This window comes from Pseudanabaena cinerea FACHB-1277 (assembly GCF_014696345.1).
In the GTDB taxonomy this organism is placed as follows: Bacteria; Cyanobacteriota; Cyanobacteriia; order Pseudanabaenales; family Pseudanabaenaceae; genus Pseudanabaena; species Pseudanabaena cinerea.
Genome location: NZ_JACJPY010000018.1, coordinates 1 through 19,997, shown reverse-complemented (window position 1 = coordinate 19,997; position 19,997 = coordinate 1). Strand labels below are relative to the sequence as shown.

30 protein-coding genes are annotated in these 19,997 nt (G+C 46.4%); 12 read left to right on the top strand and 18 right to left on the bottom strand.

The window, feature by feature from the left end; genetic code table 11:
* Position 1: 1 nt before the first annotated feature.
* Positions 2-1,471, top strand: a complete 1,470-nt coding sequence (locus H6F44_RS07930) for a phosphoglucomutase/phosphomannomutase family protein (RefSeq protein WP_190350423.1) — start codon at positions 2-4, stop codon at positions 1,469-1,471.
* A gap of 278 nt (positions 1,472-1,749) precedes the next feature.
* Here H6F44_RS07930 and clpB read toward each other — a convergent pair whose 3' ends face one another.
* Positions 1,750-4,368, bottom strand: a complete 2,619-nt coding sequence (gene clpB / locus H6F44_RS07925) for an ATP-dependent chaperone ClpB (RefSeq protein ID WP_190350422.1) — start codon at positions 4,366-4,368, stop codon at positions 1,750-1,752.
* A gap of 197 nt (positions 4,369-4,565) precedes the next feature.
* Here clpB and H6F44_RS07920 point away from each other — a divergent pair, with 197 nt between their 5' ends.
* Entirely contained in the window at positions 4,566-7,196 is a 2,631-nt protein-coding gene (locus H6F44_RS07920) for a M1 family metallopeptidase (protein WP_190350421.1), read from the top strand.
* On the opposite strand, the gene H6F44_RS07915 is transcribed toward H6F44_RS07920, so the two are convergent.
* Positions 7,193-8,086 carry a CoB--CoM heterodisulfide reductase iron-sulfur subunit B family protein gene (locus H6F44_RS07915; protein WP_190350420.1) on the bottom strand — a complete coding sequence of 298 codons (894 nt, stop codon included), beginning with the start codon at positions 8,084-8,086 and terminating at the stop codon, positions 7,193-7,195. The genes H6F44_RS07920 and H6F44_RS07915 overlap by 4 nt on opposite strands.
* Before the next feature lie 340 nt (positions 8,087-8,426).
* Here H6F44_RS07915 and H6F44_RS23110 point away from each other — a divergent pair, with 340 nt between their 5' ends.
* Positions 8,427-9,542, top strand: coding sequence for a site-specific integrase (locus H6F44_RS23110; protein ID WP_190350419.1), 1,116 nt, complete (start codon positions 8,427-8,429; stop codon positions 9,540-9,542).
* On the opposite strand, the gene H6F44_RS07905 is transcribed toward H6F44_RS23110, so the two are convergent.
* The 9 genes from H6F44_RS07905 to H6F44_RS07865 all read right to left on the bottom strand — a co-directional run bounded on the left by H6F44_RS07905 (position 9,478) and on the right by H6F44_RS07865 (position 12,979).
* Positions 9,478-9,681, bottom strand: a complete 204-nt coding sequence (locus tag H6F44_RS07905; protein ID WP_190350418.1) for a DNA-binding protein — start codon at positions 9,679-9,681, stop codon at positions 9,478-9,480. The two genes, H6F44_RS23110 and H6F44_RS07905, sit on opposite strands and share 65 nt — an antisense overlap.
* Entirely contained in the window at positions 9,678-9,920 is a 243-nt protein-coding gene (locus H6F44_RS07900; RefSeq protein ID WP_190350417.1) for a hypothetical protein, read from the bottom strand. Before H6F44_RS07900 ends, H6F44_RS07905 begins: the two co-directional genes overlap by 4 nt.
* Positions 9,913-10,989 carry a helix-turn-helix domain-containing protein gene (locus H6F44_RS07895; protein WP_190350416.1) on the bottom strand — a complete coding sequence of 359 codons (1,077 nt, stop codon included), beginning with the start codon at positions 10,987-10,989 and terminating at the stop codon, positions 9,913-9,915. Before H6F44_RS07895 ends, H6F44_RS07900 begins: the two co-directional genes overlap by 8 nt.
* Positions 10,990-11,299: 310 nt before the next feature.
* Positions 11,300-11,671, bottom strand: coding sequence for a hypothetical protein (locus tag H6F44_RS07890; protein ID WP_190350415.1), 372 nt, complete (start codon positions 11,669-11,671; stop codon positions 11,300-11,302).
* A gap of 5 nt (positions 11,672-11,676) precedes the next feature.
* Positions 11,677-12,033, bottom strand: coding sequence for a hypothetical protein (locus tag H6F44_RS07885; RefSeq protein WP_190350414.1), 357 nt, complete (start codon positions 12,031-12,033; stop codon positions 11,677-11,679).
* On the bottom strand, positions 12,018-12,155 hold the full coding sequence (locus H6F44_RS07880; RefSeq protein ID WP_190350413.1) for a hypothetical protein: 138 nt from the start codon (positions 12,153-12,155) through the stop codon (positions 12,018-12,020). Before H6F44_RS07880 ends, H6F44_RS07885 begins: the two co-directional genes overlap by 16 nt.
* Positions 12,142-12,381, bottom strand: coding sequence for a hypothetical protein (locus H6F44_RS07875; protein WP_190350412.1), 240 nt, complete (start codon positions 12,379-12,381; stop codon positions 12,142-12,144). The genes H6F44_RS07880 and H6F44_RS07875 overlap by 14 nt, the downstream gene beginning before the upstream one ends.
* A 45-nt stretch (positions 12,382-12,426) precedes the next feature.
* Positions 12,427-12,702, bottom strand: a complete 276-nt coding sequence (locus tag H6F44_RS07870; RefSeq protein ID WP_190350411.1) for a hypothetical protein — start codon at positions 12,700-12,702, stop codon at positions 12,427-12,429.
* 82 nt (positions 12,703-12,784) lie between these two features.
* Positions 12,785-12,979 carry a hypothetical protein gene (locus H6F44_RS07865; protein WP_190350410.1) on the bottom strand — a complete coding sequence of 65 codons (195 nt, stop codon included), beginning with the start codon at positions 12,977-12,979 and terminating at the stop codon, positions 12,785-12,787.
* A gap of 73 nt (positions 12,980-13,052) precedes the next feature.
* On the opposite strand from H6F44_RS07865, the gene H6F44_RS07860 reads away from it, so the two are divergent.
* Complete coding sequence (locus H6F44_RS07860; RefSeq protein WP_190350409.1) at positions 13,053-13,460, top strand: helix-turn-helix transcriptional regulator; 408 nt, start codon at positions 13,053-13,055, stop codon at positions 13,458-13,460.
* A 52-nt stretch (positions 13,461-13,512) separates the two neighbouring features.
* On the opposite strand, the gene H6F44_RS07855 is transcribed toward H6F44_RS07860, so the two are convergent.
* Positions 13,513-13,788 carry a hypothetical protein gene (locus H6F44_RS07855; RefSeq protein WP_190350408.1) on the bottom strand — a complete coding sequence of 92 codons (276 nt, stop codon included), beginning with the start codon at positions 13,786-13,788 and terminating at the stop codon, positions 13,513-13,515.
* Positions 13,789-13,801: 13 nt separating this feature from the next.
* On the opposite strand from H6F44_RS07855, the gene H6F44_RS07850 reads away from it, so the two are divergent.
* Positions 13,802-14,113, top strand: coding sequence for a hypothetical protein (locus tag H6F44_RS07850; RefSeq protein WP_190350407.1), 312 nt, complete (start codon positions 13,802-13,804; stop codon positions 14,111-14,113).
* Between the two features lie 38 nt (positions 14,114-14,151).
* Here H6F44_RS07850 and H6F44_RS07845 read toward each other — a convergent pair whose 3' ends face one another.
* The 3 genes from H6F44_RS07845 to H6F44_RS07835 are packed head-to-tail and all read right to left on the bottom strand — an operon-like array spanning position 14,152 to position 15,194.
* Complete coding sequence (locus tag H6F44_RS07845) at positions 14,152-14,412, bottom strand: hypothetical protein (protein WP_190350406.1); 261 nt, start codon at positions 14,410-14,412, stop codon at positions 14,152-14,154.
* Between the two features lie 56 nt (positions 14,413-14,468).
* Positions 14,469-14,687, bottom strand: a complete 219-nt coding sequence (locus tag H6F44_RS07840) for a hypothetical protein (protein WP_190350405.1) — start codon at positions 14,685-14,687, stop codon at positions 14,469-14,471.
* A gap of 57 nt (positions 14,688-14,744) precedes the next feature.
* On the bottom strand, positions 14,745-15,194 hold the full coding sequence (locus tag H6F44_RS07835) for a hypothetical protein (RefSeq protein ID WP_190350404.1): 450 nt from the start codon (positions 15,192-15,194) through the stop codon (positions 14,745-14,747).
* 184 nt (positions 15,195-15,378) lie between these two features.
* Here H6F44_RS07835 and H6F44_RS07830 point away from each other — a divergent pair, with 184 nt between their 5' ends.
* From H6F44_RS07830 to H6F44_RS07805, 7 genes are all read left to right on the top strand, one after another.
* Positions 15,379-15,597 (top strand): helix-turn-helix domain-containing protein, encoded by a 219-nt coding sequence (locus tag H6F44_RS07830; RefSeq protein WP_242016489.1) that lies wholly within the window; start codon positions 15,379-15,381, stop codon positions 15,595-15,597.
* A complete protein-coding gene (locus tag H6F44_RS07825; protein WP_190350402.1) occupies positions 15,594-16,094 on the top strand; it encodes a hypothetical protein in 501 nt (166 codons plus the stop codon). The genes H6F44_RS07830 and H6F44_RS07825 overlap by 4 nt, the downstream gene beginning before the upstream one ends.
* Positions 16,095-16,340: 246 nt before the next feature.
* Positions 16,341-16,661, top strand: coding sequence for a hypothetical protein (locus tag H6F44_RS07820; RefSeq protein ID WP_190350401.1), 321 nt, complete (start codon positions 16,341-16,343; stop codon positions 16,659-16,661).
* Positions 16,658-16,780 (top strand): hypothetical protein, encoded by a 123-nt coding sequence (locus H6F44_RS23520; RefSeq protein ID WP_277874114.1) that lies wholly within the window; start codon positions 16,658-16,660, stop codon positions 16,778-16,780. Before H6F44_RS07820 ends, H6F44_RS23520 begins: the two co-directional genes overlap by 4 nt.
* On the top strand, positions 16,755-17,066 hold the full coding sequence (locus H6F44_RS07815; protein ID WP_190350400.1) for a hypothetical protein: 312 nt from the start codon (positions 16,755-16,757) through the stop codon (positions 17,064-17,066). The genes H6F44_RS23520 and H6F44_RS07815 overlap by 26 nt, the downstream gene beginning before the upstream one ends.
* Before the next feature lie 30 nt (positions 17,067-17,096).
* Complete coding sequence (locus H6F44_RS07810) at positions 17,097-18,383, top strand: helicase HerA domain-containing protein (protein WP_190350399.1); 1,287 nt, start codon at positions 17,097-17,099, stop codon at positions 18,381-18,383.
* Between the two features lie 5 nt (positions 18,384-18,388).
* Entirely contained in the window at positions 18,389-18,583 is a 195-nt protein-coding gene (locus tag H6F44_RS07805) for a hypothetical protein (protein ID WP_190350398.1), read from the top strand.
* Positions 18,584-19,000: 417 nt separating this feature from the next.
* On the opposite strand, the gene H6F44_RS07800 is transcribed toward H6F44_RS07805, so the two are convergent.
* The 3 genes from H6F44_RS07800 to H6F44_RS07790 all read right to left on the bottom strand — a co-directional run.
* Complete coding sequence (locus H6F44_RS07800) at positions 19,001-19,273, bottom strand: hypothetical protein (RefSeq protein ID WP_190350397.1); 273 nt, start codon at positions 19,271-19,273, stop codon at positions 19,001-19,003.
* Positions 19,270-19,632 (bottom strand): hypothetical protein, encoded by a 363-nt coding sequence (locus tag H6F44_RS07795; protein ID WP_190350396.1) that lies wholly within the window; start codon positions 19,630-19,632, stop codon positions 19,270-19,272. Before H6F44_RS07795 ends, H6F44_RS07800 begins: the two co-directional genes overlap by 4 nt.
* Positions 19,629-19,997: hypothetical protein (locus H6F44_RS07790; protein ID WP_190350395.1), on the bottom strand; the 369-nt coding region annotated here is incomplete at its 5' end. The genes H6F44_RS07795 and H6F44_RS07790, both read right to left, overlap by 4 nt.

Below are 19,997 nucleotides of genomic sequence, written 5' to 3'. Positions count from 1 at the left end.
TATGCAAGGCAAGTATATTTTACAAAATCCGATTCGCTTTGGTACTGACGGTTGGCGCGGCATCATCGCCGATGACTTTACCTATGATCGCTTAGCGGCAGTCGCTCCGATCGCTGCCCATATATTGCAAGAGACCTTCGGTAATGGCAGCAATCAGATCATCGTAGGTTATGATCGCCGATTTATGTCTGCGGATTTTGCCAAACGGGTGGCTGAGTCAGTGACAGCGATCGGGTTTGATGTGCTGCTTGCCGATGGCTTTGCCCCCACTCCCGCCTTTAGTTGGGCTGCTTACGATCGCCAAGCCCTTGGTGCATTAGTTATCACTGCGAGCCACAACCCTGCCAACTATTCAGGGCTGAAGATTAAGGGTGCATTTGGTGGCTCTGTTGCTCCTGAACTCACCGCCAAAGTAGAAGCAATTTTAGAAAGCGGTGATTTTAATTATGAAGCTCCCCAAAAAGGTACGATTACCCTCTTTGACCCTTGGCAGAGCTATTGTCAAGTTTTGCGGGGCAAGGTTGATATTGACATCATTAAGGAAGCGATCGCCACGGGAGAATTGACGGTATTTGTAGATGTGATGCATGGAGCCGCCGCCACAGGACTCGCCAAAATCCTCGAAATTACGGATCTCACTAACCTTCATGAAATTAATAGCGAGAGCGATCCACTATTTGGGGGCGGCGCACCCGAACCATTACCGCGCTATATTTCCGAGTTATTGGATCAGGTCAAAGCCCACCATCATCAATATCCAGACAAGACTGCCGTGGGCTTTGTATTTGATGGCGATGCCGATCGCATTGCGGCTGTTGACAGCACAGGCAATTTCCTAAGTTCCCAAATCCTCATTCCCATTCTCTTAGAACACCTCGCCAAATATCGCAACTTTAAAGGCGAATTAATTAAAACCATTAGCGGCTCTGACCTAATGCCCAAAGTCGCGCAACTATTCGACTTACCCGTTTACGAGACCCCTGTGGGCTACAAATATATTGCTGAGCGAATGCTGTCGGGCGTGCCATGTCTCTTGGGCGGTGAAGAATCTGGTGGCATTGGCTATGGTAATCATATTCCTGAACGAGATGCGTTATTGTCAGCGCTCTATGTATTGGAGGCGATCGCCAAATCGGGACAGGATCTTAGTCAAATTTATCGCCATCTTCAACAGCAAACTAACTTCTTTTCTCATTACGATCGCATCGATAAGAAACTGTCAGGTATGGCGGCGAGAGAAAAACTGATTGCGACTTTGCAACAATTTTCCTTGACCGAAATTGCTGGTCGCAAAGTCATCGAATCCACGGCTCCCGATGGCTTTAAGTTCCGCTTGGCAGATGGTAGTTGGTTGCTAGTGAGGTTTAGTGGCACTGAGCCACTATTGCGACTGTATTGTGAGGCGAGTACGCCCGAACTTGTACATAAAACCCTTAACTGGATATCTGACTGGGCAGAGCAGTTCAACTAGAGTCTTATGGCGCTTTGCGCTGTAAGAGCCTGTTTGAGAAGTCTAGACATTCGCTAAAAATGTCGATTGATCCCCCCTTTCCCCCTTACAAAGCTACGGTGTACACACAAGTCTCTCTGACTACGTTTTCAGGTTTTGATCCCCCCCCAGCCCCCCTTGAAAAAAGGGGGGAGAATTTTCTTCTTCCCCCTTTGCAAGGGGGATTGAGGGGGGTTAGAGCTTTTCAAACAGCCTCTAAGATTAAATGCTCATTTGAAAAAATTGTTAACGCAATATAGTTAAATCGTAATTAAATCTGACGATAAGCGCTTGAAGGCTAAGCGTTCATTCTCGATATCCACAAAAATAGTATCGCCCTCAGCAAAGTCGCCGCGCAGAATGCTCTTAGCAATTTGGGTTTCCAATTGACGTTGAATGATCCGCTTTAGGGGTCTTGCACCATATACAGGGTCATAGCCAACTTCAGCAATGAAGTCCAAAGCCGCGTCAGCCAGTTTCAGGCTCATACGGCGTTCATCAAGGCGTTTTTCGAGACGTTGCACTTGTAATTTAACGATGCGGCGCAATTCCTCACGGCGCAGGGCATGGAAGATCACGATTTCATCAATGCGGTTTAGGAACTCAGGACGGAAGCTAGAGCGCATCGATTCCATGACGCGATCGCGCATTTCTTCGTATTTAGAATCATCCCCTGCAATATCGAGAATGAACTGCGAGCCAACGTTACTGGTCATGATGATGATCGAGTTCTTGAAGTCAACGGTACGCCCTTGGGAATCGGTCACGCGCCCATCATCAAGGATTTGCAACATGATGTTAAACACATCGGGATGTGCTTTCTCGATTTCATCAAAGAGAATCACCGCGTAGGGACGGCGGCGCACGGCTTCGGTAAGTTGTCCACCTTCCTCATAGCCGACATACCCTGGGGGCGCACCAACTAGGCGCGAGACGCTATGCTTCTCCATGTACTCAGACATATCGATCCGCACCATTGACTCCTCGGTATCAAAGAGATAAGCGGCGAGGGCCTTGGCGAGTTCGGTTTTGCCAACGCCCGTGGGTCCTAGGAAAATGAAACTAGCGATGGGGCGATTGGGATCGGCAAGCCCTGCACGGGATCTTTGGATGGCATCGGCGATCGCCGTGACCGCTTCTTCTTGACCAACCACGCGATCGTGTAGCACATCTTCGAGTTGCAGGAGCTTCTCTTTTTCTGATTCCACTAGCTTACTGACAGGAATGCCCGACCATTTGGAAATGATTTCGGCAATGTCCTCTTCGGTGACTTCTTGACGCAGCAGCGATCGCCCAGAGGTTTTTGCCTCTTCCAGATTCACCTCGGCAATTTCCAACTTACGCTGCAAATCAGTGAGCTTGCCGTACTTCAATTCCGCCGCCTTGCTCAGATCATAGTCCCGTTCTGCCTGTTGAATTTCCACATTCACATGGGCGATATCATCCTTGATTTTGCCAAGGTTATCGATTACTTGCTTCTCAGCTTCCCACCTTGCTTTGAGGGTGGTTTGTTCTTCCTTCAGATCGCCTAGTTCCTTATTCAACTTCTCTAGACGCTCAATGGATTCGCGATCGTTTTCTTTCTTCAAAGATAGACATTCCATTTCCATCTGAATGATCTTGCGATTAATTTCATCAAGTTCTTCTGGCTGGGAAGTGATTTCCATCTTCAACTTAGCTGCCGCCTCGTCAACCAAGTCGATCGCCTTATCGGGTAAAAAGCGATCGCTGATGTAGCGATTGGATAGGGTTGCCGCCGCCACCAGTGCTGTATCGGAGATGGTGACATTGTGGTGCGATTCGTAGCGATCGCGCAAACCTCTAAGAATGGAAATTGTATCTTCCACATTAGGTTGATCGATGTAAACCTGTTGGAAGCGGCGCTCTAGGGCGGCATCTTTCTCAATATATTTGCGGTATTCATCCAGAGTGGTCGCACCGATACAGCGCAGCTCGCCCCGCGCCAGCATAGGCTTGAGCAAGTTACCCGCATCCATTGCCCCTTGGGTAGCCCCCGCACCCACGACTGTATGAATTTCATCAATAAACAGAATAATGTTGCCATTGGATTCCGTTACTTCCTTGAGAACTGCTTTTAAGCGCTCTTCAAATTCACCGCGATATTTTGCCCCTGCGATCAAGGCTCCCATATCAATGGCAATTAGCTTGCGGTCTTTCAAGGATTCAGGCACATCACCGCTAATGATCCGTTGGGCTAATCCTTCGGCGATCGCCGTTTTACCCACCCCTGGTTCACCAATGAGAACGGGATTATTTTTAGTACGGCGGGATAAAATTTGGATCGTGCGGCGAATCTCGTCATCGCGTCCAATTACAGGGTCAAGCTTGCCAGCATGGGCGAGTTCCGTGAGATCGCGACCATATTTGGTAAGCGCTTCATATTTATTTTCAGGATTTTGGTCGGTCACTTTTTGATTGCCTCGCACTTGTTGAATAATATTACGTAGTTTCCCTTCATCGAGTCCCATTTCTTGATAGAGCGGCTTGCCAAAGCGATCATCTTTGCAATAGGGCAGTAGCATATGCTCAATGGAAATAAATTCGTCGCCAAAATTTTTCTTTTCCTTTTCGGCGCGATCAAATAGCACCTCTAGGTTGCGCCCCAGATAAACTGATGTATTGGAGCTAGAGACCTTGGGCTGACGGTTGATAAATTCGTCAATGCGATCGCGCAATTTTTGAATATTAATCCCCGCCTTGCTAAAAATGCTACTTGCTAAACCCTCTTCTTCTAGCAATGCCTTAAGTAAATGTTCAGGTTCGATCTGTTGTTGCTGCGCCGCTTTGACCACATCAGGGGTCTTGGCGATCGCCGCCCATGCTTTTTCGGTAAATTGATTGGGGTTGGTTGGTTGCATCGCCGCCTCCTGTGGTCTAAAGTATCTGTGAATATCTTAGACTGTCTCCCTTATAAACGGGATCGGTTCTACAGGGCTAAAGGGTGCGTGTTTCCGTACTAACAGGATTTCCAACAATTTTGTCAGTCAATCAGGCACAACAGTCAAAAACAGAAATATCATAAAATTAATCAAAAAGTAAACTCAGAGTAGGTTCTATGACGCGCAAATCTTGGGAAAGCACCTTGGAATTAGGATTTTGGGATGGAGAAAGCGACAAGGCGAAAAAGCATAAATCCTTTCAGTTGCCAGGGGCTAAGCCTCACTACAATCCTGATCGCCCTGGTCAAGTAGAGCATATTGCCCTTGATTTGGTATTAGATATTCCTAACACCTCAATTACAGGCACTTGCAAAATTCGGTTGCGTCCTGTGCGAAACGGGGTGATGGACTTGACCTTAGATGCGGTAAATTTGCGGATTGACTCAGTATCGGTTAGCGATCGCATTGAAGCAAAGCCCAATCCTAACAATCAATGTAAATTTGACTATGATGGCGAATTTTTAAAAATTTATCTTAATGAAGCCACAAAGGCGAATGTCCCCATTGAGATTGCGATCGCCTATGCTGCGGAACAGCCCCAACGCGGCATTTATTTTGTCAAGCCCACTGAGCATCAGCCACAGAAACCAACTCAAGTCTGGACACAGGGCGAAGATGAGGATTCTCGCTATTGGTTCCCCTGCTTTGATTATCCTGGGCAACTTGCCACTTCCGAAATTGCGATTCGTGTGCCGAAGGAATTGATGGTAATTTCCAATGGTGAATTGGTTGAAGTTAAAGAACATCGCAAGGAGCAAGAAAAGACCTATCACTGGTATCAACGGGAAATTCATCCTAGCTATTTGATGACCTTGGCGATCGGTGACTTTATCGAAGTTAAGGATGAATGGCAGGGTAAACCTGTTACATACTATGTTGACAAGGCGCGTAGTGCCGAAGAAGCGATCCTGACGATGGGCAAGACCCCGAAAATGATTGAGTTCTTTAGCCAAAAATATGGCTATGACTATGCCTTTCCTAAGTATGCACAGGTCTGTGTGGCTGACTTCATTTTTGGTGGCATGGAAAATACTTCCACCACATTACTCACCGATCGCTGTGTCTTAGATGCCCGTGCCGCCCTTGATAACCGCTCTAGTGAGAGCCTTGTTGCCCATGAATTGGCACATCAATGGTTTGGCGACTTGGTGGTGATCAAACATTGGTCACACGCTTGGGTAAAGGAAGGAGCCGCCACCTATGCCGAAGTTCTCTGGACAGATCATGAGTATGGAGCAGAAGAAGCCGCCTATTATCTATTAGGTGAGGCAAGGCGCTATATTTCTGAAGACCGCGATCGCTATCGCCGTCCCATGGTTACTCATGTCTACCGTGAGGCGATCGAACTATACGATCGCCATATCTATGAGAAGGGCGGCTGTGTATATCATATGATTCGCACCGAGCTAGGCGATGAACTATTTTGGAAAGCAATCCATCATTTTGTGAATACCAATGCCCACAAGACCGTGGAAACTATCGATTTACTGAGGGCGATCGAAGAGGTCACTGGCAAAAACTGCATGGCGCTTTTCGATCAATATGTCTTCCGTGGTGGACATCCAGAATATAAGGTGGGCTACAGTTGGGATGGCGATAATAACTTGGCAAAGGTCACAGTTTCCCAAACTCAGGATGAATTATTTGATCTCAAGATTCCCATTGGCTTTGGTTTTGAGGATGCTGCCGATACCCAGACTTTCACAGTGCGGCTATTTGAGAAGGAACAAGCATTTTACTTCCCTCTCAAAAATAAGCCCAAATACATCAGTTTCGACAAAGGCAATAACTATCTCAAGCAAGTCACCCTTGAATATGGAGTTGCGGAACTAAAGGCAGGCTTGCAGTGCGATCCTGATCCCATCGCCCGTATTTACTGCGCGGAAGCACTCGCCAAGAAAGGCGGTTTGGAAGCCGCAAGGATTTTGGGTGAGGCTTTGCTCAATGAAAAGTTCTGGGCGGTGCGAGTCGAGATTGCCGAAAACTTAGCGGCGATTAAGCTGGATCAATCCTTTGAGGCTCTAGCACTGGCAATTAACGATCCTGATGCAAGGGTGAGAGCGGCAGTAATTTCCAGTTTGGCGCAAAATAAAGTCCAAAAGAGTCTCGATCTGATCAAGCCCATCCTGAAAAAAGGCGATCCTAGCTATACCGTTGAAGCAACGGCGGCAAGGCTGACAGGTGAACTGGCATCGGTGCTAAGCTCTGAGAAGGAACCATCGAAGGTGATCAAGCTGCTGCAAACGGTTCTCAAAGAAAGATCGGGCTGGAACGAGGTGGTGCGATCGGGCGCGATCGCGGGGCTTGCCAAAATCAAGGATGCCGATGAAGCTTTAGAAACCGTGATTAAATACACGGAGCCAGATGTGCCACAACCCTTGCGCCTTGCCGCGATCCGTGCCTTGGGTGCGATGGGTAAATCCCAATCTCAGCCCAAAACTGAACAGATTCTCAATCGCCTCAGTGTAATTGCCCAAGAGACTTTCTTTTTGACCCAAATGTCTGTAGTGGCAGCTTTGGGGCAGATCGACAGCGCAGGAGCAATGGGTGTATTGCGATCGCTGTCTGACTCAACTCCCGATGGGCGTGTCCGCCGTGCTGCCGATGAAGCAATTCAACGGGTACAGAAAGCGATTGGCAAGGATGCAGGACTAAAACAATTGCGCGAAGAACTCGATCAATTGCGAAAGGATAACCAAACCCTCAAGAGCCGATTGGAGGCGATCGAAGCCAAGTCCAAGTTTTAAATAATTTTTTGTAAAACCGAGCTGGTGGCAACGATGTGACGATCTAAACCCAGCGCATCAGGGGATAGCCCGATCGCCAAGCCAATTAACTGTGGCAAATGGAGGATCGGGATTCCTAATTTTTGACCAATTACCTGCTCAACTTCAGGCTGGCGAGAGTCGAGATTGAGATGGCACAGTGGGCAAGGGGTGACAATACAATCTGCTCCTGCGGCGATCGCGGCGGTCAGATGTCGCCCTGCCATAGTAAAAGATTCTTTAGTCGCATAACTAGAGATCGGCCAGCCGCAACATTGCGCCCTGCCTGCATAATAAATTGGGGTTGCGCCAAGGGTACGAAATATATTTTCTAAAGATTCAGGCTTGAAAGGATCATCAAAACGGTTAACGGTTTGCGATCGCAGTAGATAGCATCCATAAAAAGCTGCACAGTTAAGATTTGCCAGCGATCGCTTTACCCTAGCCGCCAAATTTGCCAATCCATAGTCCCGAATCAAAATCCAGAGTAAATGTAGGACTTCGGTAGAACCCTGAAAGCTATGTCCTTGTTGCTGGAGCAGTTGGTTAACTTCGTGCTTGCGAGCTGGATCTTCCCCCTTGAGTTTATCGTTTACCCGTCCGATCACCCCTTGACAAGTACTACACTGGGTCATCATCGGCAAATTTAAGGCTTCAGCAAGGGCAATATTTCGTGCATTTACCACATCCTCCATCAACTCATCGGTTTCCTTGAAAGTGCCTGAGCCACAACAGGTTGCCTGAAGCATTTCCACTAGCTCAATCCCCAAGGATCGGGCGATCGCTGTTGTCGAAATATGTAGTTCTTTGCAAGCTCCCTTAGCCACGCAGCCAGAGTAGTAAGCATATTTCAAGTTTTTTGTTTCTGTCATCGGTTTTACAAGGAACTTACACTCAGTATTGATCTAAAGAATACAGCGCAAAGCAGGCTATATTCTAGTGGTAAAGCCCTGCCCTTGCGGCAAAACCAGTTTGCCCTTTTATAGCTTGCCCTTGACTTCTACTGATTCTTGATTTTATTGATCCTTATTTTATTGATCCTTATTTTTACGGATCTTAAGCTATGGGCAAAGAGAGAATCGAACTCTCATGACATCGCTGTCGTCAGATTTTGAGTCTGTTAGTCAAAAACCTATAATTAATACATAGCAAGGCTTTCAAATTTGCTTTTTTATTCTTGACTAAAATTTAGACTAAAAACAGGGCTAGGTTATGACTATTGACACCAGAATTTCTCAAGCGAATGGACGCTTAAAATCAGCAAAGGTGGGGGTAAAGATTGAAGCAATTGGTGATCGCTTGTACCTTCGAGCGACTTTACCGCCTAAGCCAAATTCTTTGAAGCATGAAGCTTATCAGCAACGCATAGCGCTTGGGGTCAGGGCTAACCCTGTGGGTATCAAAGAAGCGGAGGCAGAGGCAAGGAAGATCGGGGCTTTGCTTGATTGTCGTGAGTTTGAGTGGTCGGGTTATCTCAATGAAACCAGTGAAGCGATGACGGCGGGGGATTGGGTGAGCAGGTTTGAGGCTGATTACTTTACTCGCAGGGAAAGAAACTCTAAATCACAGTCCACATGGCGGAAAAATTACTGGGAGGCTTTGCAACGTTTACCGATGGATGCACCTTTGACCGATGAGGTTTTGTACAAAACTGTGACTAGTACCACGCCTGACACTAGGACTAGACAGGTTTACTGCATGGCTTTGGGTGCTTTGGCTAGGTTTGCAGGTTTAGAAATCAATTTGCGTAAGTATTCTGGGACATATTCACCCAAGAAGGTTACGCCGCGTGATTTGCCAAGTGATCAAGAGATTGTGGATGGATTTTTTAAGATTACAAACAGGCAATGGCGCTATGTTTACGGATTGATGGCGGTCTATGGGTTGCGAAATCATGAGGTTTTCCATTTGGATTTTTCGACTTTGCCAATCTTGCAAGTGCTTGAAGAAACCAAAACGGGAAGGCGTAGGGTTTGGGCTTGCTTCCCTGAATGGGTTGGGCTTTTTGATTTGGCTAATGTGGAATTGCCAAACATCACGGGCAAAACTAACAGCGATCTGGGTAGCAAGGTGAGTCGCTATTTCAAGAGCGCAGGTGTATTTACGCCTTACACTTTGCGCCATTGTTGGGCGGTGCGTACTCTGGAGTTTGGCTTGCCTGTTGAGTTGGCGGCGATGCAAATGGGGCATAGCGTACAGGTGCATACGGATATTTATCACCACTGGATTAGCGATCGCCACCATCAACGCGCATACGATGCGATCATGTCGCGGACTGATCGCCCTCAAGCACCAATGCGATCGCCCGAATGTTCCACAGGTATTTAGGCTTTGCGGCTGTGGGATTCTTAAAGCGGTAATGCTGCCCTTTTTTGAGAATCCCTTCGGCGCGAAGTTTCCTGAGTTGCCTTTCGGCAATGCCTAGCTCAATGGCGGCGGGTTTGGTGTCATACCAAAATTTGTTCATAGGGCTTCTAGTTTTTCGACAAGGTTTTTGAGTTGTTTTTCGGTGAGGTAATGGCGGCTTTTTGCGCCGCAACGCTCTAGATAGGCAAGCATTCGGGGATGCTGCCAATCAAAGCCGCGCAGGGTCATCAGCACATCGCGTTTGGTAATCAGGTGGGATAGGTCTGTGCCTGTGGTTTCGATTTTGGACGGCGCGATCGCCTGATTTTTCAAAATCGGGCGTTGGACTGTGCTAACCACGATTGCGCCTCATCCATTCAGGTAGCAGCTTTTTAGCCTCCTCAACTGCACGGCGGCGGACATCAGGATCGGGGGATATTTCGACTTTGGGCGGGGTGTAGGTTGTGGTTTGAGCGCGGGATTTTTCCCATGCGTCCCATTTTTCTTGCCAGTCAGCGCGATTGCGGCGGATGACGGTATCTGCCCAAATCTCTGGGGCATTGATTTTGGGATCTTGTTTGGCTTCATAAATCACAAAATCTCGCAATTTTTTAAAAAAAGTTTCGGGCGGCGCGGCGGAAAAATGATCCTCACCATTGTTTGCGCTTTCTGGTTTGACCTCCCTCTCTGAATCTGCTTGGTTAGATCCCTTTTGATTGAGGCTCTCTTGAACAATTTTTAAAGTTGCCTGCACGCTCTCCACGATTTCTACCTCTTGATCAAAATTCTTCTCTTCTCCGTTTCCTGAAAAATCAATAAACTCCTCCTCTCTCTCATTTCGGGTTTCGTTAAAATTTTGTTCGCCCTTGTTAGTTAGAGAGTTATTAATAGTTATTAAAGAGTTATTAGAGGGGGTGAAACTCGCTTCAGGAGCCACTTTTGAGCCTTGATTTTGACAATCCTGTCCAAAATTTGACAACTCCGTACATTTTTGGGATCGTTCTGTCAAATTTTGGACAGCGCTGTCACGATTTGGATCGTTCTGTCCAAAATTGGATCGTTCTGTCAAATTTTGGACAGCGCTGTCACAACACCCAGAAACAACCGAGGTTTCAATCTGAAATTTTTTGGCTAGTTTGTCTCTAGCCTGATCGGATTTGGAGCCGTAATGATTGATGCCTTGCCATTCTTGGATTTTGAATGTAAATAGCCCTAATTCTTCGAGGGTGTCACAGGCTCTCGTAACCGTTCGCTTGTGTAGGTTTAGGGCTTCACCAATTTTTTCTGGTGATGGAAAAACGCGCATTTTGTCGCCAAATGCGTCAACTTTCCAAAGGTATAGCCAGACTCGAAATTCAGATTTATTGAGGTGAGCTTCGGCGATGTCGATCGCTTCGGCTGGTATTTTGGCGTAAATGTTGGCGGTCATAAATAAAATGGGTGAGGTGAACTTATGTCGCGTTGATACATGGGATAAACTGCAATCGCTTCTAGGACTTCAGCCGGTACTAATTCGGTGTGGAATTTGTGGCGATTGTTTGGCTGTAGTTCAATTAGATGGATAAAATAGGCGGTATGCCCACAATTGGGCATCACGTCTATAACCCAGCACAAAGGCACTTTAAGCAAAGTGCAAGCTTTAGCTCTTAGTAATTTGTTGTGTCTCATCGTTTTTCGGTTGTTTTTTGGACAAAAAAAGCGCAACTACTCGAAAATTTCGATTAGTTGCGCTTTTTTAATTAGTCTTCAAATGGCTCTAGACTGTCGGATATTTCTCGCAGAATTGCTTTTATCCTTTTGCGATCGCTTACAGGTAAAGAAACAAGAATCAAACCTTCGACCGTTAGCTCTGGGCAAGCTTGAGCCACTAGGTCACAAAATTTGATGGCATTGTCTAAAGAGTGCATGAATGAGTGAGGTACTGTGTAGCCACTGGGGTGGACTGTTGAGTAACTAGCTTGTACATTTCTGGGATCGATCACTACTTTTAACCCCTTGTTTGCATGGAAACAGGGGAAAATCTCTAGGCATTGCGCTCTGTGTGGTTTGGGCTGACAAACTAGTCGTTCAGTCAAAACTAGGGCTGTTTGTTTTGCAAGTGTCAGTGTCATAGTGGTTAAAAATCATCATCAAAAGGACATGGGAAAGGATCGGCTTTGGCTATGCGCTTCTGCACACTTTGAAGAACAGCGATCGCATTGCGTAGGTTCTCTTTTTTCTGCCAGTGGGCTGTGTCTGCTTGGGTGATGACTGTGAGGATTAGGCTTGCGGCTTCAATCCCATTGATGGCAATGGTTTGAAGCTTTTCAAATCTTGATTTCTGCTCAGCTTCATTGCTGTTGATGATGCCTTCCAGATTTTTGATCTTGTCTTGCGATTGATCGCGCTCTCGTTCGGCATCGTTGAGCTTTGCCACAAGATCAAGTATCTTGGCGCGATATTCGTGAGTTGAATACTCTATTGCTTCTGACATGGCGGGTTACTAGGAAATTGGGTACGAGGATCGGCGCAACTACGAGGGTCTTGGCTGTAGGCAAAGGCGGGTAATGCTAATGCGAGGGTAAGCAAAGCGGGGATAAGTTTAGTTGTCTTCATAAATCGCTAGAAGCATGGCTGATAGATGGTTGATGGTGTGGATTGCCTGTTTGGTGGTGAGGGCGGTTAGCCACTGCATGGTGGTGGCTGAGATTTGATCGGCAAATTCGGGCAGCTTTTCGCTGACTTCATCGGCTAGTTGCCATATCACCATTGCTTTTGTGGCAGGGGTGAAGGCTGTGATTTCGTCTATGACTTCTCTGGGGAATATTTCTTGGAGTTGCATGGTGTTTTGGCTTTGAAAAAATCAAAAAAGGCTGTTTCGATTGGGTTAGGCGGCTTTTGCACTGATTTTTTGTTGGAGTCGGATTTTTTCTTGGAGTAGTTCGGTTGTCCATCGGAGTAGTTGGATTTGAGCGGATTCGCTCAAATCGTTGAGGGCTTGCAATTCCTCTGGTGTGAAGCATTCCTCTTCCTCCATGAAAGGAAAATCAAATTCGGACGAACAATCGGTTGCTAGTTTGTAAAGCTGCATTTTCGAGAACTGCTCGATCTTTAGGCTGATGGATGTGGGTAGTTCTAGGTAGTAGCCTGATGGGTTTGGCATGGGTTCTTATTCAAATTGGTGGGTTTGGCGAAGTCTGCCGCCTAGAGAGGCGGGGTCGATGTTGTAGAGATGCGCGGCAGGTTTAGGCGGCTTGTTTGGCTTGGGCTTTGGCGGCGTGGCACTCGGCAACGAGTCGCTTCAATAGCTCGTCATCTGTGAGGCAGTGCAAAATCATGTTTTCGGCTAATTCGCTAGTACTTAGCCCCTCAAAGGCGGCTTGCGCCCTGAGGGTTCGCGCCGTAGTGTGGGTTGTTTTAATCTGAACGTTAGCTTTCATAAAATCCTGTATTAATAAATGTGTTCGTTCATTCATCATGAATTAATGCACACATTCATATGGATAGTCAAGTATGAACGGATACATTCACAAAAGAATGCTAATATTCATTCATGTTTGTGTGCTTGCATTTATGAATGACAAAGAAAGGTTTGCAAGATTAATCAAAGAAGCCAGAGGATCGCGCACCAAAGTTGAGTTTGCTCGTTTGGTGGGCGTTAGTCACACGACTATAGGTAGTTGGGAAGCTGGCGAGAGACTACCTGATCGCGAAAATCTTGTTATGCTTGCCCCTGTGTTGGGGTACTCGCTTGAAGAGCTTCAAACTATGATTACTGGCAAACCTTTGAGTCAAAAAAAAGTTTCACCATTGCGTTTGGACAAGGTAAAAAAAGAAATTGATTCCTTGCCAACTAATGACCAGTTAGAGGTTTTTAAGTTTTTGAGCGATCGCGTAGTTCAGATGGTAGGGAGTAAATAATGATCCGTTTAGCTGGGTTAGGACTGTTCTTTTTTGGATTCTGGTTTCTAGGTCAGAACATAATCTTTAGCTCACAAATATCATTGTTCACATTTAGAGGACTTGCCGCAGGGGGCAGCCTTGTTTTACTGATTGGTGGCATATGTACTTTTTTGTTTGGCAGTCCGCAATCTCGTAATGCAGGTTTCATCATGCTTTTGCTGTCCGTGGTTTTGATATTTATGGGTGGGATAGTTACCATCACGCCGACATCATTGGCTGAGGTTTTTATCGGGATAGCGGCAATGATTTTTGGGGGACGGATGGTTACAAGCGGTAGATATGACATTTAAACTATTGGCATGAGTACATCAACTAGACTTTTGTTATTAGTGATATTGGGGATAGCGATCGCTGTATTGGCTAGTCACTTTCTAGAGATATTTTTGGGCTTTGCATTGATATTTTTGTTTTACGCAGTGCCACTTTTGACAGTTTTGGCTTTGCTGGTCGTGGCGTGGCGATTGGTGATGAGTGAGGGCAAAAAGGATGAGCCATTGCCACAGGCTAAGCCCACAAAGGTGGCTAAGCCTGATGATCACTTAGAGATTGAGCGCGAATTGAATAGACTGAAGCATCAGATCGGGCAGATGAACAGGAGAAATAAGCCATAAAAAAGGGGCGATCGCTAAGTTAGCGATCGCCCCTTTTTTTAGATGCTGATTTCGACTTCATAGCGGAGGACAGTGAAGCTTTTAGGGCCCTCATCGCTGAACTCGTATTTTTCGATAAAGCTGCACTCTCCCAGCAAAGCCGCCATATGCTCATAGGTGTCACGGCGCGATAGCCTCATGGGAGCCAAGTACTCAACGAAAATATCAATCACAACTTCTTCGTTCAGCCCCTCAGGTAGTACCAAAAAATCTGAAACATAGTCGGAATTGGCGGGGGTTTTAATGTATTGCTCAAGCATAGATTTTGTTTGTTTCTGGATAAAGTAAAAGCCCCCCAACAGGGGGGCGGTAGGATTTATAGTGCTTGCTCGATTGGTAATAGCTCTACCTCTGCCCAGTTGGGGAGGTAAAAGTCTAGGTTTAGCGATCCGTACTGGCTTTGCAAAGAGCCGTGAGCGATAATTCCGTCATCGGTGTGTTCTTTGACCTGATAGACCGTGTTGATGGTCGTACCCTTGTGGTCGCAGTTAGGCAAGAAAAATAAATCAAAGCGGTTCAAATCTTGAGCTTGCATGGTGTTTAATTTGGGTAAGAGTTTTAGAGGGCTTGGGGTTTCCCCCAAGCTTGTTTTTTATTTGCCAGTTAGCAGTCTGGTGGTAGCAGTAGGGAGTTGAGCTAGGGGCATCGTCTCAGGGTACTTAGCCAGCTCTCGCAGTACAGCCTCACGCTGTGGTGAGGGTGAGTGACCTAGCAGGATTTTCTCTAGCTCTGCCACTGTGTTTGCACCGCGATAGGGGTTAACTTGCGGTGGTTGCTGTTTCGCTTCCACCTGCGCCCTCCCCATTAGCTCTAGCTCCTTAGCCCTTAGCTCATAAGCGTGTTGCTTCTCTAGCTCGGCGATCCTTTGTGCTTGGATTTTTTCTTGGTAGTTACGCTCATTTTCTTGAGCGAGCATACCTAGCCCAAACATCATGATGCCGTTGAGAATGCTATAAGCCCCAGCGTCAGCAATGCCTCTGTCTGGTACTTGAATGTGTCCAAACTGACCACCAAACGGGTCTTTCCTGTTGTTGGATTCCATGTGTCTCCTATTCGGTTTTCAAGGTTCTAAGCGGTTTTGTTACCCGCTTGAATAACAATGTATCAGCTACCTACTACATTGTCAAGTCTATAGACAAAAGTATGTTATATTGCTACTGTAATGAAGTAGCTAAGCCTTGTATTGCATTGTTTTAGCTAACAAGTACAATTAGTGTGTGAAAAAAATGTATTGCCGCTTAGCCGTTTTGATGAAAGAAAGAGACACGCGATTAAGCCAGCGTGAACTTTCTCGCCTGACTGGATTAAGCACAGCAACCGTTAATAAGCTGCATAACAATGAGTTTGATCGCATTGATGCAGCCACGATCAACACGCTGTGCAACCACTTCAACTGTGAAGTGGGTGATTTATTTGTAATGAAAGAGGTTGAGGAAACTACATGAGCGATCGCCGCTTAACTTTGATTAGCTTGTTACTTACAGGTTGTGGGTATTTACCCCAAATCAACCCAGTCCCCACAGTGACCGTCACTGCGACAGTCACTGCCACACCAGAAGCCAAAGCGCCCGCCGCCGTCGCGCCAATTGCCAGCCCTAACCCAAGCCCAAAAGCCTTGCCACAGGCTAAAGACACTTACGAAATTCGTTATGAAGGCAAGGCAGGGGTTTCGGTAACTGGGATGTATTCAATCCATAAACGAGATGATTTTGGTGCAGGACAGATTGAGGAAGTAAAGGGCGTTTTACCCTTTAGCGTCAAGCTTGAATTGCCCAATAATGCGAGTGTCGGTGCATCCCTACATACCTTTGAAGACAATGTAAAGCCCAAAGTTTTTATTCGTAAAAACGGTAAAGAGTGCGGAAAAGTCTTGTTTTCAGGCAGTGCAATCCCTGACCCTGAATCGTCAAAAGCCTGTTTGCCTGACGATGCCACGCCCTAATCTATTTGGCGATGACTACTCTTTAGGCGATTTGGTTTACCACAAAAACGAACCGTATTTAGGAGACGGATTCATAGATCACCTAACACCTTACGCCGTTTATGTTTTGTGGCAATACAGCCCAGAGCATATCAACTGGAAAGAGCTAGGGCCCAAAGGATACGGTCGCCAGTTTTGTACAAAATACATCATTAAAAAAACGGCATGAGCCGCAGCCCACACCGTCAAAATTATTCAATCAACATCATGACACGCAAATTAAACAAACTCCTAGCAGTCGATGCCAACCCCGATCAAAATCTTGACATCAGCATCGATGACAACCCCGATCAAAATCTTGACATCAGCATCGATGACAACCCTGAAGAAACCCTGACCCTTGAGCAGATCGTAGCCGATGAGCTACTTGATAACATCGACTGGAAAGCGGTAAAGAAAGCCGTTCTTGTAGGGATTCAGCGCAAATTTATCCGTTGGTTTGTCAGTGGCAATGCCTCCTTTGTTGCCACCAACGAAATCGAAGCGCAATCAGTGGCACTCATCGAACCAGAGGATCAAGCAGCATGAGTGACCCCAAAAAATGGACATTCTGGGATGCCCTAACCAACGCTAACCCAGACTGGTGGGATTCCGATGATGACGAAGAGGAGGATGAACCAGATGAACCAGATGATGACGAAGATTAAATTTTGGGCGGCGATCATCTTCCTGACCTTCACTAGTGGATCGCTATTTGGCTACTTCCTTGAGGGATTGACCCGCCCTATTGCCAAAGAGCAGCCCAAACAAGAAGAAGCGATCGCACAACCATCACCACCACCGCAACGCCTGCACCCAAAAACCAAACTTGCTGACCGCAAAGCCCTAGAGCAAGAACTGCAAAAGCTAAACTGCGATATTGGCAATATCAGCACCCAAAACATGACCGAACAGCAGTTAAAGCAAGCCCTAGAAGCTTGCCAAAAGTCCTAAAAATCAAAGCGCCATGAGCGCTTTTTTTGTATGAATATGCACCCATCTCAACTACTACTTAGCGATCGCGTAACTCGCCACAGTCGGCATTGCTCCATAGCCGCCTATGGACTAGCAATTTGTTCCTGCATATTTGTGATGCTTCCCCGTCAGGGCATAGCCCCAAAGCTATTTATGTTTGGCAACAGCGCGATTCTGTTCGCAGTCTCTAAACGTCTAGACGATCTGCAAGCCTACACACTGAATTACCGCCACATCAGCGAAATTCAATCTCAAAATTCATATCAAAGGTATATCGATCATGAAATGCGCCCCCAAAGCGCAATGCCTGAACCAGAGCCACAACCCGCGCCGCTAATGTTTTCCGACATCCGCAAAGCATTATCTAAGCCGCACATTCTCGTATTAGGCGAAACAGGATCGGGCAAAAGCACCTTGGTTAAGTATCTGGTCAGCCATGCTTCAGCACCAAGCATCGTACTAGACAGCCACGCCGCGCCCGATGACTGGCAAGGTATGAATGTTATCGGCATGGGTAGAAATTACAAAGCGATCGCCAAAGAAGTTGATCGCTTAGTCGAACTCATGGATAGCCGCTATGACGCAAGGGGCAAAGGACAAAAGCAATTTGAACCATTGCTAGTGCTGATTGATGAGTTCCCTGCTGCTGCTGCCACCCTTGGCAAAAAGTTTACAGAACAGATCATGTTGATTGTGAGAGAAGCCCGCAAAGTCCAAATCAGGCTAATCATTTTGTCCCAAGGTTCCGAAGTCAAGAGTTTAGGCATTGAAGGTCAAGGATCAATCCGTGAATGCTTTGCGATCGTCAGCCTTGGCAAATTTGCGGCGGATAGAGCCAAATCCCTCAAAGATGATCAGGTTAAAACCTTCATCGCCGCCGCCCAATTTCCCGCCATGTTGGACGATCTTCCCTGCGAATTACCAAAGATTGATCGCGTTGCTTTGCCACAGTTGCCGATGCCAAAAGACTATGTGACCATCCCCGTTGACAGCGTTGACGTTGACAGTGTTGACACCGATTTAGACCTTTTTGACACGCCAAAAAGGCTGTCAACGCCTGTCAACTCGTCAACCGTTGACAATTTGTCAACAGGTTTGTCAACACCATTGGAGGCGATCGTCAACTATGCCAAAAAGCAAAACACCTACATCACGGCTAGGCAGGTCAAACAAAATATCAGGATATTTCGCGACACAGACACCAAAGAAATCAGGCAATATTTTCAATGGTTAGCCGATAAAAATCACGGTGTCGTTCGTGGTGAATCAGACAATTTAGAATTTTCGGCAGGTTAACAACTATGCAATTAAAATCAGCTAAGCCAAGGTCAGTTTTTACTTATCTGCGATCGCTATTTCTAATTCCAGCGATCGCTTCACTGCTATTTTTCCTTTGGTGTGTATGGAGCATCTTGCCTTACTTTCTGGCAATGATGTTATGTGGTCTCGCATTTCAGCTATCTGTCATGGGTTTATTACCCTTGCTAAAACGTTAGCTCAACCCTGCAAAGTTTGGAGCAAGCGATTCGTGAGGCTGTGATCAATACAACAAAATCCATCAGGCGCACCAGCACAATCCACACGACAAGAATCAGGAGTGCATTGGCAATTACCCCTAAATTCTTCAATTTTAGTTATGGTTAAAACCTGCTTGTCCGAAAAAAGCCCTAAATACGAAATATCTGAAGGGGGGGGTGGGGAAGGATTGTTAGGAGTAATGAATCTAAATTCTTCAGCAGTCATTTTTATGGAATCGTTATTCCAAATTGTTACGCTGTAATCGCCTTTGATATCCCATATTCTCGGCTGTCTGTAGAAAGGGGGGATAGGTGGATTCTCAAATCTATAGATAGTCCCATTTGGGAGTGTAATGATTGCCGAAACAATGATTTTTCGGTCACAAATCTTACCCATTACCCACGCATCCTCCCAATCGTCTCTTCACGCTCAAGCATCGCGCAGCGCTCATCTAGCCTTGCGAAATTATTGGCAAGCCCAGAGATTTTGCGATCTAGCTCACGGGTATCGCTATCGCATCTTTGAAAGTTTGTTGATACCTTCACCCCTAAATCATTCAAATCGCGCTCCACTTTCTCTAAACGGTTCGCCATTGCCCCAAAGCCATAGGCGATCACCAAAAGGGAGATCAAAAAAGTAGCGATCGCCAGAATGTCACCAATACTCATAGCTTTGTCACCAATATTTGATTGTTTATGCTTTCAGCGATCGCGCCATTCAAAAATAGCACCGCCGTTGGCACAGTTTTAACCACCCGCTCATCCATCTGCAAGGTTTGGATCGTCAAGCCTTCATCAAAAAATATCTCATCAGCCGCGTAATACATATCAGCCGAGCGACAATACACCCCCCAACGCCGCAATCCCTTAGGTTTTGCTTGCCAATGCACAAGGCAAAAGCTACCCACATCAGTTAGCCCAAAATGGTCAATCAGCACATCAAAATTTAGCTTCAAAGTGCTATCAGGTATATTTTGCCATTGGCTGCGAAAAGTGGCATTAGCAAGCCTTTCAATTACTTGAGTCATAATTTCACCTCATCGGGAAAATTTAATTCAGCGATCGCCTGATTCCACAGATTTTTATTTTCTGGCGACATCTCATACCCCGAAGCCAAGAGCATATCTAAGCCAGCGCGAAGCGCCCCTAAGCGATCGCTAATCTTTGAGTTGCTAATCGCACCATAAAGATCATTTCGCGCCACCAGCAAAATCGGATTTGAAAAAGCTGCGTTGGTAATTGATTGAAAAAGAGGATACAGATCGCCTGTAAGCAAGCGATTGAGTAGCTTATCCCAATCAGAAGGCAGTGAGGGATGGGGCAGATCTGGGATTTCCGTGTACTCGCCCCGATCATATTTTTCTCTGAGAATTGCAGGTAATCCTTCAAAATT